Genomic DNA, 15,768 nt, shown 5'->3' with positions numbered 1-15,768 from the left:
ACGGACGCGTCCATTGGGGTGAAAGACGTGGATGCCCGGGTCAAGCCCGGGCATGACAAGCGTCGGCGGCGGTTGGCGCTTCGCGTCGCCGCTGCAATCGCCGTCGTGCTCGTCGCGATCACCGGCGCGTTCGCCGCCTGGGTCGTGTCGCTCGGGCCGCTGCCGCTCGACAAGGCGCAGCAGGTCTCGACAACAGTCGTCGATCGCAATGGAAAGCTGTTGCGTGCCTATGCGATGGCGGACGGACGCTGGCGGTTGCCGGTCGACGCAAGGACGTCAGTCGATCCCGGTTATCTGAAGCTGTTGTTCGCCTATGAGGACAAGCGCTTTTACGAGCATCACGGCATCGATCCGCTGGCGCTGTCGCGCGCAGCATTCCAGCTGCTCACCAGCGGCCATATCGTCTCGGGCGGTTCGACCATCACGATGCAGCTGGCACGGCTGATCGAGCCGCGGCACCAGCGCTCGGTCTACGCAAAGCTCCGGCAGATGGTGCGCGCGGTTGAACTCGAGCGGCAGCTCTCGAAGGAGCAGATCCTCGACCTCTATCTTGCGCTGGCGCCGTTCGGCGGCAATCTCGAGGGCGTGCGCGCCGCCTCAATCGCCTATTTCGGCAAGGAGCCGAAGCGGCTCTCGCTCGCCGAAGCGGCGCTCTTGGTGGCTTTGCCGCAATCGCCGGAGCGGCGGCGGCTCGACCGTTACCCGGACGCCGCCCATGCCGCGCGCGACCGCGTGCTCGACCGCATGGTCGAGGACGGCGTGGTGTCAAAGGACGATGCCGCGCAGGCCACCGCGACGGCAGTGCCGAAGATGCGCAAGCAGATCCCGATCCTGGCGCCGCATTCGTCGGATCAGGCGATCGCGACGATGAAGGACACCCCGGTCATCAAGCTGACGCTGGACGCCACGCTGCAACGGAACCTGGAGGCGCTGGCGCGCGACCGCGCCATCGCGCAGGGGCCAGACGTTTCGGTTGCGATCGTCGTGGTCGACAATGAAACCGGCGACGTGCTCGCGCGGGTCGGTTCGGCGGATTATTTCGACGAGCGGCGGGCCGGGCAGGTCGACATGACGCGCGCGGTGCGCTCGCCGGGCTCGACGCTGAAGCCATTTATCTACGGCCTCGCTTTCGAGGATGGCTTTGTCCATCCCGACAGCCTGATCGAGGACCGGCCGATCCGCTTCGGCAGCTATGCGCCGGAAAATTTCGACATGACGTTCCAGGGCACGGTGCCGATCCGCAAGGCGCTGCAATTGTCGCTGAACGTGCCGGCGATCGCGCTGCTCGACCGGGTCGGCGCGAGCCGGTTGTCGTCGCGGCTGAAGCAGGCCGGCACCAGTCTCGTGCTGCCCAAGGACGAGGCACCGGGCCTTGCGATGGGTCTCGGCGGCGTCGGCGTCACGCTGCAGGATCTCGCCCAGCTCTATTCGGGCCTGGCGCGGCTCGGCGCCACCAAGCCGCTGCGCGAGATCATGCAGGAGAATGATCGCCGCGACACGATGCGGCTGATGGATCAGGCCGCGGCCTGGCAGGTCGGCAACGTCCTGCTCGGCACGCCGCCACCGGAGAACGGCGTGCATAACCGGATCGCGTTCAAGACCGGCACCAGCTACGGCTATCGCGATGCCTGGTCGGTCGGCTTCGACGGCCGCATCACGATCGGCGTCTGGGTCGGCCGTCCCGATGGTGCGCCGGTGCCGGGTCTGGTCGGTCGCACGGCGGCGGCGCCGATCCTGTTCGACGCCTTCGCGCGCACCGGAAAAATGCCGGCGGCGTTGCCGAAGCCGCCGCGGGGCGTGCTGGTCGCCTCCAACGCTAAGCTGCCGCCGCCGCTGCGCCGCTTTCGGCCGCTCGGCGAACTGGTCCGCAGCGGCAGCGACCAGGCGCCGCACATCCAGTTTCCGCTGAACGGCTCGCGCATCGACGTCGATCAATCCGAGGGCGGCCGCAATGCCGCGCTGCCTGTCAAGGTCGCCGGCGGGGTGCTGCCGCTGACGGTTCTTGTCAATGGTGTCTCAGCCGGGGACATCGACAGCCGGCGCCAGCGCCTGATCGAGCCGCCCGGGCCGGGCTTCGCGCGGCTTACCGTGATCGACGCCACAGGGGCCGCGGATACCGTTGTGATCCGCGTGCAATGATCGCGTGGGAAAGCGAAGCGGCGCGGTTGGAAAGCGGAACAGCACGGTTGTTTGCGGTGCGGTTTCATCGTATGCGAAACCCATGGTGGATAGCCTCCAACCCCGGCGCTTCGGAGCAGGGCAACAGTCTGTAAAACCTGCGCATTCGAGCCGCAGGCTGTTCATGGCGTTCGAGTTCGCAACGGCCAGCCAATGGCGTTCGATCCTGTTCCTGACGCTGACCTGCCTGGTTCTCTTCCTGCCGGGCTTCTTCACCATCCCGCCGATCGACCGCGACGAGGTGCGCTTTGCCCAGGCGACCAAGCAGATGGTCGAGAGCGGCGACTTCGTCGACATCCGCTTCCAGGACGACGTCCGCTACAAGAAGCCGGTCGGCATCTACTGGATGCAGGCGGCGGCGCTGAAGACCATCTCGGCGCTCGGCGTGCCGCGCGCCCAGGTCCGCATCTGGGTTTATCGCCTGCCGTCCTTGATCGGCGCCATCGGCGCGGTGCTGCTGACCTATTGGACGGCACTGGCCTTCGTGACGCGACAGGGCGCCGTGCTCGCCGCCTTGATGATGGCGAGTTGTGTTCTGCTCGGGATTGAAGCGCGTCTCGCCAAGACCGACGCGATGCTGCTGTTCACGGTCACCGCGGCGATGGGCGCGATGGCGAGGGTCTATCTGTCCTGGCAGCGTGGCGAGGATCCGGCGCATCCGTCCTGGGGGCCGCCCGCGGTCTTCTGGACGGCGTTGGCAGTCGGCATCCTGCTCAAGGGACCGCTGATCCTGATGTTCGTCGGTCTCGCGATGGCCGGGCTTGCCATACTCGATCGTTCGGCGGCCTGGTTCTGGCGCATGCGCCCGGTCTGGGGCCTGATGTGGACCCTGGTGCTGGTGCTGCCGTGGTTCGTCCTGATCTTCCTGCGCGCCGGCGAGACCTTCTTTGCCGACTCGGTCGGCGGCGACATGCTGAGCAAGCTCGGTGCACAGGAATCCCACGGCGCGCCGCCCGGGCTCTATCTGCTGCTGTTCTGGATCACGTTCTGGCCCGGCGCTCCGCTTGCCGGCATGGCGGCGCCGGCGATCTGGCGCGCGCGGCGCGAGCCCGGCGCACAGTTCCTGCTGGCCTGGCTGATTCCGTCCTGGATCGTGTTCGAGGCCGTGCTGACCAAGCTACCGCATTACGTGCTGCCGCTCTATCCGGCGATCGCGATCCTGACGGTCGGTGCACTGGAGCGGCGCGTGCTGTCGCGCTCGCCCTGGCTGTTGCGCGGTGCCGCCTGGTGGTTCGCGATCCCCGCGTTCGGCGCAGTGCTGGTGATCGTCGGTGCGATCAAGGCGATCCATCAGCCGGTGTTTCCGGCCTGGCCGCTGTTTGCGGTGGCGATGGTGTTCGGCCTGGTCGCGTGGTGGATGTTCGAGGACAGCCGCGCCGAGCGCTCGCTGCTCAATGCGGTGATCGCCGCGGCGCTGATGGCTGCCGCGACCTACGGCGTGGTGTTGCCGCGGCTGACCACCGTATTTCCGAGCCAGGAAGTCGCACGCGCATTGCGCAACGTGACCTGCGTCGGCCCGAAGGCCGCGGCCGCCGGCTTCCACGAGCCGAGCCTCGTGTTCATGACGGACACCTCGACGCTGCTCACCGACGGATCCGGCGCCGCAGATTTCCTCGGGCAGGGCTCCTGCCGCTTCGCGCTGGTCGAGCAGCGCTCCGAGCGCTCCTTCGTGCAGCGCGCCGAGGCGATCGGCCTGCGCTACAACGCGCCGGTGCGCATCGAGGGTTACAACATCTCACAGGGCAAGGCTGTCTCGATCGCGATCTTCCGTTCCGAAGGGACGGAATGACATGTCGGCGCCGCCAGCCATCCCGGAATCCGCCAACTATTTCGGACGATTGCTGACGCTGGTCTGGCTGTCCTTTGCCCAGCTCGTGCGCGCGCCGTCGCATTCCCGCCGGGCCGAGGCAGCGCGACGCTCCGCGCGCCACGTGCTGTTGCTCTTCGTCATCGTCGGCGCCGTCATCATCACGCTGATGTATGCAATCGATGTCGCCGAGATCAGCCTGATGCCGCCGCGCGGCACGCCGAGCCTCTGGTGGGTGAAGATACTCACCGATTTCGGCAAGGACGAGTACGTGCTATGCGCGCTGGGTGTGCTGTTGATTGCCGTCGCATTGATGGCGCCTGCACTGCGCGGTGTGCCGCGCGCGACTTTGCTCGGCCTCGGAACGAGGCTGCAATACCTGTTCCTGTCGGTCGCGCTGTCGGTGGCGGTGGGAGAGGTGATCAAGTGGATGGTTGGCCGCGGGCGACCGTTCGTCGGCGGCAAGGCCAATGCGTTCAATTTCCAGCACTTCGCCGGCACCGAGGCCTATGCGAGCTTTCCGTCGGGACATTCGATCACGGCGTTTGCGCTGGCCTTCGCCGTGTCGGCAGTCTGGCCGCGCGCGCGGGTTGCGATGCTGGTCTATGCGCTGATCATCGTCGCGACGCGGCTGGTGCTGCTGGCCCATCATCCGAGCGACGTGGCTGCCGGCGCGCTGGTCGGCGTGATCGGCGCAATGGCCGTGCGCTACTGGTTCGCCGCCCGCCGCCTTGGTTTCGCCATTGATCGCGATGGCACGGTCGTGGCCCTGTCGGGACCCTCGGAAGGACGTCTCAAAAGGGTTGCGAGGAGCGCTTTCGCCCCATAAAAGCGGTCGCCCGGCGGCCGGATCGGGTGGGTCCCAGCCGCGAACCCCATATCAACCACGAGTGCCGAATTGCCTGTTTCCGACCAGACGCCGGTCGCCGTTTCCATCGTCGTGCCTGTGCGCAACGAGGCGGACAATATCGCGCCGCTGATCGCCGAGATCGCGGCCGCGCTCGACGGGCGTTGGGCCTACGAGATCATCTACGTCAATGACGGCTCGACCGATGCCACCGGCGAGCGCCTGAACGCGATCATGGCGCAGCGGCCCAACCTGCGACAGCTCCGCCATGCGGCCTCTTCGGGCCAGTCGGCCGCCGTGCGCAGCGGCGTCCGCGCCGCGCGGGGAGCGATCGTGGCGACGCTCGATGGGGACGGCCAGAACGATCCTGCGTTCCTGCCCAATTTGATTGCGGCGATCGAGAGCGGCAATGGCCGCGTCGGCCTGGCTGCCGGCCAGCGCGTCGGGCGCAAGGACACCGGTTTCAAGAAACTGCAATCGCGCATCGCCAACGCGGTGCGCAGCATCATCCTGCGCGACGGCACCCGCGACACCGGATGCGGCCTGAAGGCATTTCCGCGCGAGGTGTTTCTGGCGATGCCTTATTTCGACGGGCTGCATCGCTTCCTGCCGGCGCTGGTTCGCCGCGAGGGATTTGCAATTGCCTATGTCGATGTCGTCGACCGCCCGCGCCATTCCGGCGTGTCGAACTATGGATTCTTCGACCGGCTCTGGATCGGGATCATGGATCTTGCCGGCGTGTGGTGGCTGATCCGCCGCAAGAAGCCGACGCCGGTCGCCACTGAAGTGCCGGTCGTCGCTGACGTGCCGGCCGGACCGAGGTGAGATAATGCTGATTCAGTACGGCCAGGCGCTGGGCACCTACTTCTACGACGTGTTCGTCGCCAAGTTCGACTTCTGGCTGGCGTTCGGCCTCGTCGCGCAATTGTTCTTCACCGCACGATTTCTCGTGCAGTGGATTTCCAGCGAGCGCGCCGGCCAGAGCGTGGTGCCGATGGCGTTCTGGTTCTTCTCGATGGGCGGCGGTCTGATGACGCTGGTCTACGGGCTCGCCAAGCGCGAGCCTGTCATCATCATCGGGCAGGGCCTCGCCACGCTGATCTATATCCGCAACATCATGCTGATCGTGAAGAACCGCGGTAGCGCGTCGAAGACGCTCGACAGCTGATTCTCGCGCTCGTCAAATGCGGCGAGCGGGTATGCGGGCTTCCCGAGCAGTTTCGACCGATTCCAGCGGCGAGCTGAGCTCCGCATCAATTGCGGCCGAATCTGAACGACGGTCAAACAATCGCCTCAAGGCGTATGGCATCTACGGTCTGCCGTGGGCGTGGCGGCAGACCTCGACCGTGCGCCAAGGGAATATGGGGCGTTGATGACCAGCCGTGGCGAAGCGACGAAGGCGGATGGTCATCGATCGCGCGTCCACGATGTCCCGTTGCTTGACGAGCCGCTATTGACCGGCGAGCGCGCGTTGCCGGACCGGCGTGCAGTCAGTTTCCGCTGGATGGCGGCGACGGTTCTGATCGGGACCGCCGCTCTCGCTCTTCTCAGTGGTGCGCTTCGCGGAGCCCTCGGCGATCACACGCGATTTGCGGCATCGCCGGTCGTTTCACTTCCGCGCTCGACGGCGCAGGTGGTTGACGAGGCGCGGCGCGGCGACCGTTTGGATCGCAGGTCCGGCGCGCAGGACAGTCCCTCGGCGCTCAAGATCGAGCAGCTCAGCGATGCCGGCGCGGTCCGTCCATTCACCCGCGTGTCGGCTCGCCTCGCGGAGATCGATCCCGAACCGCAACCGGATCATCGTCTCGAAGCCTCGGGAGACGGCAAGGACGATCAGCGCGCGAACGCGCAAAGCACTCCGCCGTCGGAGCTGCCGCCCATCATACGGGCGGGTCGATCACGCCCGGTGCTGCCAGGCGGCACCAGCGCCTATGCTGACGGCGAAGATGTGCCGCATCTGCCGTCGCCGATCGGCGAGGCCGTCAACGTAACCAGCCTTCGGAAGTCGCCTTCGCCGCCTCATCACCACCGACACGTGATCATCGCCAGGAGCGGTGACACGCTGTCCGCCATCCTGAAGGCGTTGGCTGCGGCCGCGGCGGACGCGCCGGCGATCCTTGCCGCTTTTCCGTCGCCAGGCGGTCGGCAGACACTGTCCGGCGGCGAGAAGATCACGATCGTCGAACGAAGCGGAGACACCGGCTCGCCTCGCAGCTATATCGCGAAAGTGTCGGTCGAGCGGGCAGACTCCAGCGTGTCGGCTGTCGGTCGCACCGACGGCGGCCAATACCAGGCGATCGTGCCTGAGCTGCCTGACATCGCCCAGCGGAGCGCGAGCTTGCTGCGTGAGTCGATCGACACGCACTCCGTCCCCGGCGAAACGCTGCGAGACGGCCTTAACGCGCTGGCACGCTCCAGTCATGTCGACGCGGGGATCGTCGCGGAGCTTCTGCGCCTTTGCGGCCGCGATTTCGACCTCGACGGACCGCTCGGCGACACCGATGCCGCCAAGATCATCTATGCTCCCAACGACATCGGCCAACCGGAGTTGGTCTTCATCGACCTGACGGCGGGCGGGCAAACGCGCCGGTACTACCGCTTCACGGCGCCGGATGACGGCAGCTCCGACTTCTATGATGAGGACGGCCAGTCCATCACCAAATTCCTGTTGCGCAAGCCGGTCGTCAGCGGGCGTCTCGGCGATGGTTTCGGCTGGCGCATTCATCCGATCCTTGGCGACCGCCGCTTCCATGAGGGCGTCGATTACGCCGCGCCCTATGGTTCGCCTGTCGCGGCCGCCGGCGCCGGCGTTGTCGAGATCGAGGGATACGAACGCGGGTACGGTAAATATGTCCGCATACGCCACGATCGCGGTTACGAGACGACGTATGCCCACATCGCGAGCGTCCCGCCCGGGCTGAAGATCGGAGACCGTGTTCGTCAGGGCGAGACGATTGCCTATGTCGGATCGACCGGGCTCTCGACGGGGCCGCATCTCTATTATGAGGTGCGGATCAACGGCCGCAATGTCGATCCGCTTCGGATGAAATTGTCAGGCGGCCGGCTGCTGCAGGGCGAGCTCCTCGGGGCCTTCGATCGCCAGCGCGACAGCATCGATCAGCTTGCTGCCGCGTCCGCGTTTCCACAGCGGAATCCCGGCGCCGAACACCGGCCGCCGACGTAGCGCAACTCGTTCGATCAAAGCCGCCCGGGCGCCGGAAGTTCGGCTGCATCCACCGCCTTCTCGCGATCGGCGGCGGTCTCGCCGGCGGCGTCGAGCACGGGATAGGCGACCGAGCAGATGTGCGAGTGGATGCGGCGCAGGTCGCGCAGCACGTCGAGATGCAGCGACGTGGTCTCGATGGTCTTGGGCAGCCCTTCGCGCAGGCGCTCCAGATGGCGCTCGACGGCGGCCAGTTCGGCCGCGCGCAGCGCCGCCTTCTCGGTGAGCAGCTTGCGCGCCTCGCCGGCGTCGCCTGACATGAACACGCCGAACGCGATCCGCAGTGAGTCGATCGTGCGCTTGTGGAACGCCGACAGTTCCTCGGCGCCTTCGGCCGAGAACTGCAGGCGATGCTTGATCTTCTTGGTCGCGAGCTCGCTCAGATTCTTGTCGATGATGTCGCCGACATGCTCGAGATTGATCGCGAACGCGACGATCTCCATGGCGCGCTGCCCCTCGCGCTCGTCCAGGCTGCCGCGGGTGAGCTTGGTGACGTAGAGCTTGATCGCCTCGTTCAGCCGGTCGACGATGTTGTCCATCTTCGAGACCTGGTCGACCAAAGCGCGATCGTTGGTCATCATCGCCGCCATCACCTTGCGCAACATCGCCTCGGTGTGATCGCCCATATGCAGCACCTCGCGCGCGGCATCGGCCAGCGCAAGCGACGGCGTCTCCAGCGCGCTCTCGTCGAGATAGCGCGGCCGCGACGGATCGCTCTCCTGCGCCCGCTTCGGCAGCAGACGCTCGAGCAGCCGTGCCATCTGGTCCAGCACGCCGATGAACAGCAGCGCGGTCGCAACGTTGAAGGCGATGTGGAACAGCGCGGTCGCCTTCGCGAGATCGGGCTGCCAGGCGTAGATGGTTTCGGTGATCGGGCGCAGGAACGGCGTGACCAGCAGGATGCCGACAAGGCGGTTGACGAGGTTGCCGACCGGCAGCCGGTAGCTCGCCGGATTGTCGCGCCGTGCGCCTTCCAGCAATGGATTGACGGCGCTGCCGAGGTTGGCACCGAGCACCAGTGCGAACGCGGCATAGGGCGAGATGAACTGGGAATAGGCCAGCGACATCACCAGCAGCACGCTGGCGACGCTGGAATGGACCAGCCAGGTGACGACGGCGCCGATCAGGATGCAGAGCACGGGATCCCCGGTGATCGCGCCCAGGAACACGCGCACGCCCGGGGCGTTCTCGGCGGGCGCCATCGTATCGAGCAGGATGTGCAGCGCGAGCAGCATCAGGCCGAGGCCGATCGAGACCCGGCCGAGATCCTTGATCCGGGAGCGCGGTCCGCTGCGGAACGCGACGAGGCCGGTGATGAACAGCACCGGGGCCACGGCTGCGACGTTGAACGACAGCACCTGCACGATCAGCGTGGTGCCGATGTTGGCGCCGAGCATGATCGCAAGCGCCGGAACCAGGCTGACGATCTCCTCGGCGGCGAAGGAACTGGTGATGAGGGCGGTCGCGGTCGAGCTCTGGAGCAGGGCGGTCAGACCGAGGCCGGCGCCAAGGGCGGTGAAGCGGTTGTTCAGCGCCCTGGCCAGCAGCAGCCGCAGATCGGGCCCGAAGGCACGCAGAATCCCGCTGTGGACCATGTGCAGGCCCCACAGCAGGAGAGCGACGCCCCCCATCAGATCAAGCAGAACAATGCTTCCCATACTTCTTGGATATCCCGCAAATTCGAGTCGAAGGGCGCACGCTATCGCCAAATGACCTGCAATCAACCTCTTTTTGTTCCCGTTGGAACCGGCTGGCGGGCAGGGTCTGTAACGAAAGAGGCCGCCAATTGAGGCGACCTCTTTCGGACTCGGACATCTATAACCTCAGGCCAACCCCTTGGTTCCCTCCGGATGACACGGGGCGTACCCGGTAAACGAATCTCGAAAATGTCCGCTCAATTGCGATTGGTTCCACTAGGCAGTTCCCAATCTTTCCCGGTTATGACGGTACGAACGAGAAGACTGTCAAGAAAGCCTTGGGGATCAGAATGTTTATGAATCGCCGCAAGAGCGAACGCCGCCCGTGCCGGAGCGTCGCTAAAATTCAGTTGGGTACGGGGTCGCTGCCGCGAGATTGCATGATCACCGATATCTCCGCAGGCGGCGTCAAGGTGATCGCCGAATATCTGGAGATTCCGCCGGAATTCACCATCATCCTGTCGACCGGCAGTCCGCGTCAATGTCGTCTGGCCTGGCAAATCGGGCACGAATTCGGCGCCCAGTTCGTCGACTGATCCAGCCGCCCGGCTGGTTTCCCGTGACGCATCCGGCCTGCATCTGGGCCGGATGAGGGCGAGATGATGGCATCCTTAACCGGAACTTAGGGTTAAGCTGTGAGCATCCCGGAACCTTCGCTGTTCCGAGTCCCGTTGATGTCTGAGAAACTACCCCGACCTTTGGGCCGTGCGCGCCGCCTTGCCGGCTCGGTATCTGCTGTAATTCTGCTGGTCGGGCTGTCCGCCTGCCAGACCTCGGGTCCATCCGACATCACTGGGTCATTGGGCGACACGGCAGAGGCCACGCCGGCCCCAGCCGATCCCCGGCGCGACATCGCGACCTACCATGAGCGCGTCCGCGCCAACCCGAAAGACATCGACGCCGCCCTGAAATACGCCCGGGCGCTGCGCGCCACCGGCCAGCGGGCGCAGGCCGTCGCGGTCATGGAGCAGGCCGTGCTGGCGCAGCCCAGCAACAAGGCGCTGCTCGCCGGCTACGGTCGGGCGCTCGCCGACAACGGCAATTTCCAGCAGGCATTCGACGTGCTCGGGCGCGCCCACACCCCGGAAGATCCGGACTGGCGCATCTTGTCGGCGCAAGGTGCCGTGCTCGATCAGCTCGATCGCCACGACGAAGCTCGGCAATATTACGCGAGCGCACTGAAGATCGTGCCCGACGATCCGTCGGTGCTCTCCAATCTCGGCCTGTCCTATCTGCTGTCGAAAGACCTGCCGAAGGCCGAGGAGACGCTGCGCCGCGCCCGCGAACGCGCACCGGGCGACATGCGGGTGCGAACCAATCTCGCCGTCGTGGTCGGCCTGCAGGGCCGCCAGTCCGAGGCCGAAACCATCATGAAAACCGATTTGCCGCCGGAGCAGGGCTCCGCCAATGTCGCGGCGCTGAAGCGGCTCCTGGCGCGCAGGGACGCGAGCCGGACCGATACGGACAAGATCCCGGTCGCGACCAGCCGTCGCGACTAAGAGTGTTTTCAAGCGACGTGGATCCTGACGTCGGGGACGCTAGCCGGCGGCGCGGCGTCCATCGTTGCGGCGCGACTGCAGCTTCCTGAGGATCGGCGACAGGAACGACTCACGCGTCTCGGCGAGATCGGGGCGGCCGGTGAGGCGTTGCGCGATCTGCAGGAACGTCCTCGTGGTGCGGTGACGTGCGGAGACCTCCGCGATCATCTGGCCGTTGTTGGCGGCTTCACCGAACAGCCTGCAATCGAACGGGATGGCCGCGATCGGCTGGCTCTCGATCGTCTTGGCGAAGTCCTTGACCTCGATCTCCGGACGCTTCGACATGCCGACCTGGTTCAGGCAGTAGAGCGGCGGCCGGTCGTTCGGACGCGCGGTGCGCAGCAGGTTCATCATGTTCTTGGTGTTGCGCATGTTGGCGAGGTCGGGTTCGGCGACGATCAGGATGTCGTCGGCGCCGACCAGCACGCGCTTGGTCCAGGCGGTCCATTGATGCGGGACGTCGAGCACGATGCAGGACGTGGTCATCCGCATCGTATCGAAGATGGCGTCGAAGGCTTCGGCGCCGAAATCGTAGACCTGGTCAAGCGTGGCCGGCGCCGCCAGCAGGCTGAGATGATCGCCGCATCTTGCGAGCAGCCGGTCCATGAAGGCGCTGTCCGGACGTTCGGGCGAGAACACGGCGTTGGCGATGCCCTGCACCGGATCCTGGTTGTAGTCGAGGCCGGCGGTGCCGAAGGCGAGGTCGAGATCGATGACGACCGAATCCAGCCCGAGGTCGCGCGCGATGGTCCAGGCGACATTGTGGGCGATGGTCGAGGCACCGACGCCGCCCTTGGCGCCCGCCACCGCGATCAGGCGGCCGACCGAGACAGCCTCCGAGGACGAGAACAGGCCGCAGATCGAGCGCACGACATCGAGCACCTTGACCGGCCCGATGACGTAGTCGTTGACGCCGCGCCGGACCAGTTCGCGATAGGGCGCAGTCTCGCCGGCCGAGCCGAGCACGACGACGCGGGTGCCGGGATCGCAGACCGTGGCGAGCTCGTCGAGGCCGGCGAGCAAATCGCTGTCCGGCTCGGTCTCCAGCATGATGACGTTGGGTGTCGGCGCCTTGTGATAGGCGTCGATGGCCGCGGCGATGCCGCCCATATGGACGGAAAGGTGGGCCTTGGCGAGCCGGCGGTCGTCGGCGGCGGCGCGCGCCGTCGCGGCGGTCGCGACCGTGGCGCAGAAGGCCTGCACCGAAATCCGCGGCGCCGGCGCGATGTGGTCGTTGGCGTGCTGCGGCTCGTCTTGTTGTTCGGTCATTTCGCGGCGTCGCTCAGCTTGGCTTTATCGGTTTCGGGGTAGGTTGTCGCGGTGGTCTCACCCTTGCGGTATTTCTCGAACGCGATCGTGCGGCGCGGTGTGTAGGCCGCGGTCTCGGTCCGCGGCTGCTCGAGGTCGGAGGGATTGGCGACCATCGCGGCGAGATTGCGCTGCGTGGCGCAGCCGAAATTGTCGTACTGCTTGTTCTCGTTGTAGCTCGGATTGTAGATCGAGGGGCCAAGATCGGTCGGCCACAGGCCGCAGGGGCCGGCGACCGCGGCCATCTTCGGATAGCTGAGACGGATGGTCGGCAGCGCGCGCGGATCGTCGACGTGATACGCGCGCTTGGCGATGGCGTGGGAGGGCACGCCCATCGACGCGAGCACGCCGCGGATCTCCTGGTACACCGCCTGCGCCGAGCGCGAATTCGAGGTGTCGGCCGGAACGTCGATCGCGATCGCGCCGGTGCCTTCACGGCGCCAGCTGCGGGCGAGCCCCATGACGTCGTCGCGCTGCGTCTCGGTGAGATTGCCGCGGGTGCGGCCCACGAACACGACGATCGACTGCTCACCCTCGGTGACCGCGATCGGATGCCGTTGCCGGTAGTCTTCGGGCACCGTGCCGGTGACGACATCGCCGGTCAGGTTGCAGCCGCCGAGCGCGATCGCTGACGTGACGAGGGCGCCGAACAGCGACAGCGCCCTGGCATGACCGGCTTGTGTGTTGCGTGTCATCATAGGATCCCCCAACCCCTTCAGGTCCGCGCCTCAGTCGATGATGAAGCCGAAATTCACCGGCGTGGCGCCGATCGGCTCGGCACGGGCGGCAACGCCGTAGATGCGATTGACCCGTGCCAGCAGCGCCGACTGCGCGTCGGAGGCGGGAGCAAACCCGTCGTCGGGACGCGACAGCTCCTTTTGCGCGACCGCGCGCACCACATAGGGCGTCACGATGACCATGAGCTCGGTCTCGTTGTTGACGAAGTCCTGGCTCCTGAACAGCTGCCCGAGCACCGGGATCTGATCGACACCGGGCATGCCGTTGATGGCCTGCTTGGTCTGCTCCTGGATCAATCCGGCCATCGCGATCGAGCCGCCGGAGGGCACCTCCAGCGTGGTGTCGGCGCGGCGGGTCTTGATCGAGGGAATCGTCGTGCCGTTCTGGCCGCCGGTCAGCGCGTTCTCCATCGAGACTTCGGAAACCTCGGTCATCACCTTCAGGCTGATGCGTCCCTCGGACAGCACCACCGGGGTGAAGTTGAGCGAGATGCCGAATTTCTTGAAGCTGACGGTCTGGACGCAATTGCCGATCGTACCCGACGTCGTCGTCTGACAGGTGACGCCGGTCGGAATTGGAAACTCGCCGCCCGAAATGAAGGTCGCCGACTCGCCCGAGATCGCCGTGAGATTGGGTTCCGCCAGCGTCTTGACCACGCCCGCGCTCTCCATCGCGCGCAGCGTCGCGGTGACGGTCGGCACGCCGAGCTTGTTCAGGGCCGCGCCGGTCAGCCCGTTGCCCGGGGCGAGCGCGCCGTTGTTGGCGGTGAAGGCGTTGGCGTTGTTGAAGACCACCGCGGCGGTGCCGTAGTTCATGTTGGCGCTGAGGTCGACACCGAGCTGCTTGATGACATCCCGGCGCACCTCGGCGACGGTGACCTTCAGCATTACCTGGTCGCGGCCGCGCACCACGATCGAGTTGACGACCTTGTCGGGGCTGCCGACCAGCTTTGCGGCAATGTCGCCGGCCTGCTGGGCTTCCACCGGGCTCGCCACCGTGCCGGTCAGCACGACGCTTTCTCCGACGCCCTCGATCTGGACTCCAGGCAGCATCTGCTTCAGCGCGGCGCGCATGCCGTTGAGATCGCGCTTGATCGCGATGTCGTAGGAGGCGACCTGGTTGCCGTCGGCGTCGAAGAACACCACGTTGGTCTGGCCGACCGCCGCTCCGATGATGTAGGCGCGCTGGGCCGAGCGAATCACGGCGTTGGCGATCTTGGGATCGGCGACCAGGACGTCCTTGGCCTCGCGGGGCAGGTCGACCACCACCGACTTGCCGACGCCGAGCGACACGGAGCGTGTCTTGGCGGCGATGCTGCTCGTTACCGCGACGTCTGCGTTCTTGTCGGGATCGGCTGCGCTGGCGAGGGCAGGGATCAGCATCAGGGCGGTGACCGCCGAGAATGACAGTGAGCGGGCCAGCGTGGTCCGCGTCAGTTGTTTTGCACCGGTTGTCATATCGAAGCCCCCATCACTTCTGTGTCACCTGAGAGCTCGGGATGCCGAAGCGCACCACCCTGATGCTCTCGCCCCGCTTCGGGGCATGGTCTCTGGTCTCGTCGGTCTTCTCGTTGACGTCGGCGATGCTGCGCAGTGCCAGCGCCAGCGTGCCGCTCTGCCGTGCGCGCGCGAGCGTCTCGGCCTGTTCTGGCTTGAGCTCGAGGGTCACGGTCTTGCCGACGAGGGAGTTGTTGCCGTCCTTCTCCTTTGGCGCCTGGTCGATCGCCAGCACGCGAACGTTGGACAGCACGATTTCGGTCGTGATGACGTCGCGGGCGCCTTGCTGCTGATCGGGATTCTTGTCGCGGCGCGACAGGATCACGTCGACGCGGTCGTTCGGCAGGATGAAGCCGCCGGCGGCGGTCTCCGGCGAGATTTCCGTGGAGATCGCGCGCATACCGGACGGCAGGATCGCGGCCATGAAGCCGCTTCCGTTGGCCTTGACCAGCTTCTGCTCGCGGATCGGTTCGCCGATGATGAAGGGAGCGCGCGCGATCGAACCGATGACGTCGTTCATGGCGTCGGCATTGGTATCGTGGCGGATGAATGCGCTGCTTGCGGTTTCAGCCGGCCAGCGCTGCCATTGCACGTCTTCGGGTTTGACCGACTGACCGAGCCCGATGTCGGCTTTCGCCACCAGCACTTCGACAGTCGGAAGTTGCGCCACTGGCGGCGCGACCGGCGCCGGTTTGCGATCGCCGACGCTCGCGAGATACATGGCCGCGAGGCCTGCGACGCCGGCGATGCCGAGGACCACGATGCGTGCCGTCTTCATGCGATTGTCTGAATGCCCTTAACACAGGGCAGTCACGTCCTTACGGCACTGACAGCCCTTCCCGAGGGCATCACTACGGCCGCAAAAGTATAAGGGAACTTGATGGAAGGTCCGGACAATTAAGGGATTGGTGGGGATGGTGAACGGCGAGTTATCGG

General features: G+C 66.1%; 13 protein-coding genes. 8 read left to right on the top strand and 5 right to left on the bottom strand.

Annotated elements, in window-relative coordinates; genetic code table 11:
* Positions 1 to 27: 27 nt before the first annotated feature.
* From pbpC to ACVILL_RS33175, 6 genes are all read left to right on the top strand, one after another.
* Entirely contained in the window at positions 28 to 2,139 is a 2,112-nt protein-coding gene (pbpC, locus tag ACVILL_RS33200) for a penicillin-binding protein 1C (RefSeq protein WP_456732901.1), read from the top strand.
* Positions 2,140 to 2,221: 82 nt separating this feature from the next.
* A complete protein-coding gene (locus ACVILL_RS33195) occupies positions 2,222 to 3,967 on the top strand; it encodes an ArnT family glycosyltransferase (RefSeq protein ID WP_456732900.1) in 1,746 nt (581 codons plus the stop codon).
* 1 nt (position 3,968) lies between these two features.
* A complete protein-coding gene (locus tag ACVILL_RS33190) occupies positions 3,969 to 4,814 on the top strand; it encodes a phosphatase PAP2 family protein (protein WP_456732899.1) in 846 nt (281 codons plus the stop codon).
* Positions 4,815 to 4,883: 69 nt separating this feature from the next.
* A complete protein-coding gene (locus ACVILL_RS33185; protein ID WP_456732898.1) occupies positions 4,884 to 5,657 on the top strand; it encodes a glycosyltransferase family 2 protein in 774 nt (257 codons plus the stop codon).
* A gap of 4 nt (positions 5,658 to 5,661) precedes the next feature.
* Positions 5,662 to 6,000 (top strand): lipid-A-disaccharide synthase N-terminal domain-containing protein, encoded by a 339-nt coding sequence (locus ACVILL_RS33180; protein WP_456732897.1) that lies wholly within the window; start codon positions 5,662 to 5,664, stop codon positions 5,998 to 6,000.
* A gap of 495 nt (positions 6,001 to 6,495) precedes the next feature.
* Positions 6,496 to 8,016 (top strand): M23 family metallopeptidase, encoded by a 1,521-nt coding sequence (locus ACVILL_RS33175; RefSeq protein ID WP_456732896.1) that lies wholly within the window; start codon positions 6,496 to 6,498, stop codon positions 8,014 to 8,016.
* Between the two features lie 14 nt (positions 8,017 to 8,030).
* On the opposite strand, the gene ACVILL_RS33170 is transcribed toward ACVILL_RS33175, so the two are convergent.
* Positions 8,031 to 9,713 (bottom strand): Na/Pi cotransporter family protein, encoded by a 1,683-nt coding sequence (locus tag ACVILL_RS33170; RefSeq protein ID WP_456732895.1) that lies wholly within the window; start codon positions 9,711 to 9,713, stop codon positions 8,031 to 8,033.
* Positions 9,714 to 10,042: 329 nt separating this feature from the next.
* Between ACVILL_RS33170 and ACVILL_RS33165 the strand changes: the two genes are divergently transcribed.
* Positions 10,043 to 10,288: a PilZ domain-containing protein gene (locus ACVILL_RS33165; protein WP_026192789.1), complete on the top strand. Its 246-nt coding sequence runs from the start codon at positions 10,043 to 10,045 to the stop codon at positions 10,286 to 10,288.
* 138 nt (positions 10,289 to 10,426) lie between these two features.
* On the top strand, positions 10,427 to 11,251 hold the full coding sequence (locus ACVILL_RS33160; RefSeq protein WP_456732894.1) for a tetratricopeptide repeat protein: 825 nt from the start codon (positions 10,427 to 10,429) through the stop codon (positions 11,249 to 11,251).
* A gap of 39 nt (positions 11,252 to 11,290) precedes the next feature.
* Here the strand turns inward: ACVILL_RS33160 and ACVILL_RS33155 are convergent, their stop codons facing one another.
* From ACVILL_RS33155 to cpaB, 4 genes are read right to left on the bottom strand one after another with little or no spacing between them, the layout of a single operon-like run.
* The gene (locus tag ACVILL_RS33155) at positions 11,291 to 12,559 is read right to left on the bottom strand and encodes an AAA family ATPase (RefSeq protein WP_456732893.1); all 1,269 of its coding nucleotides are present in this window, start codon (positions 12,557 to 12,559) and stop codon (positions 11,291 to 11,293) included.
* Complete coding sequence (locus tag ACVILL_RS33150; RefSeq protein WP_456732892.1) at positions 12,556 to 13,293, bottom strand: CpaD family pilus assembly protein; 738 nt, start codon at positions 13,291 to 13,293, stop codon at positions 12,556 to 12,558. The genes ACVILL_RS33155 and ACVILL_RS33150 overlap by 4 nt, the downstream gene beginning before the upstream one ends.
* A 33-nt stretch (positions 13,294 to 13,326) precedes the next feature.
* Positions 13,327 to 14,793 (bottom strand): type II and III secretion system protein family protein, encoded by a 1,467-nt coding sequence (locus tag ACVILL_RS33145; protein ID WP_456732891.1) that lies wholly within the window; start codon positions 14,791 to 14,793, stop codon positions 13,327 to 13,329.
* 13 nt (positions 14,794 to 14,806) lie between these two features.
* On the bottom strand, positions 14,807 to 15,610 hold the full coding sequence (gene cpaB / locus ACVILL_RS33140) for a Flp pilus assembly protein CpaB (RefSeq protein WP_456732890.1): 804 nt from the start codon (positions 15,608 to 15,610) through the stop codon (positions 14,807 to 14,809).
* Positions 15,611 to 15,768 lie beyond the last annotated feature (158 nt).

Source organism: Bradyrhizobium sp. USDA 3364, from assembly GCF_054056355.1.
This window is presented reverse-complemented; position numbering and strand designations above follow the sequence as displayed.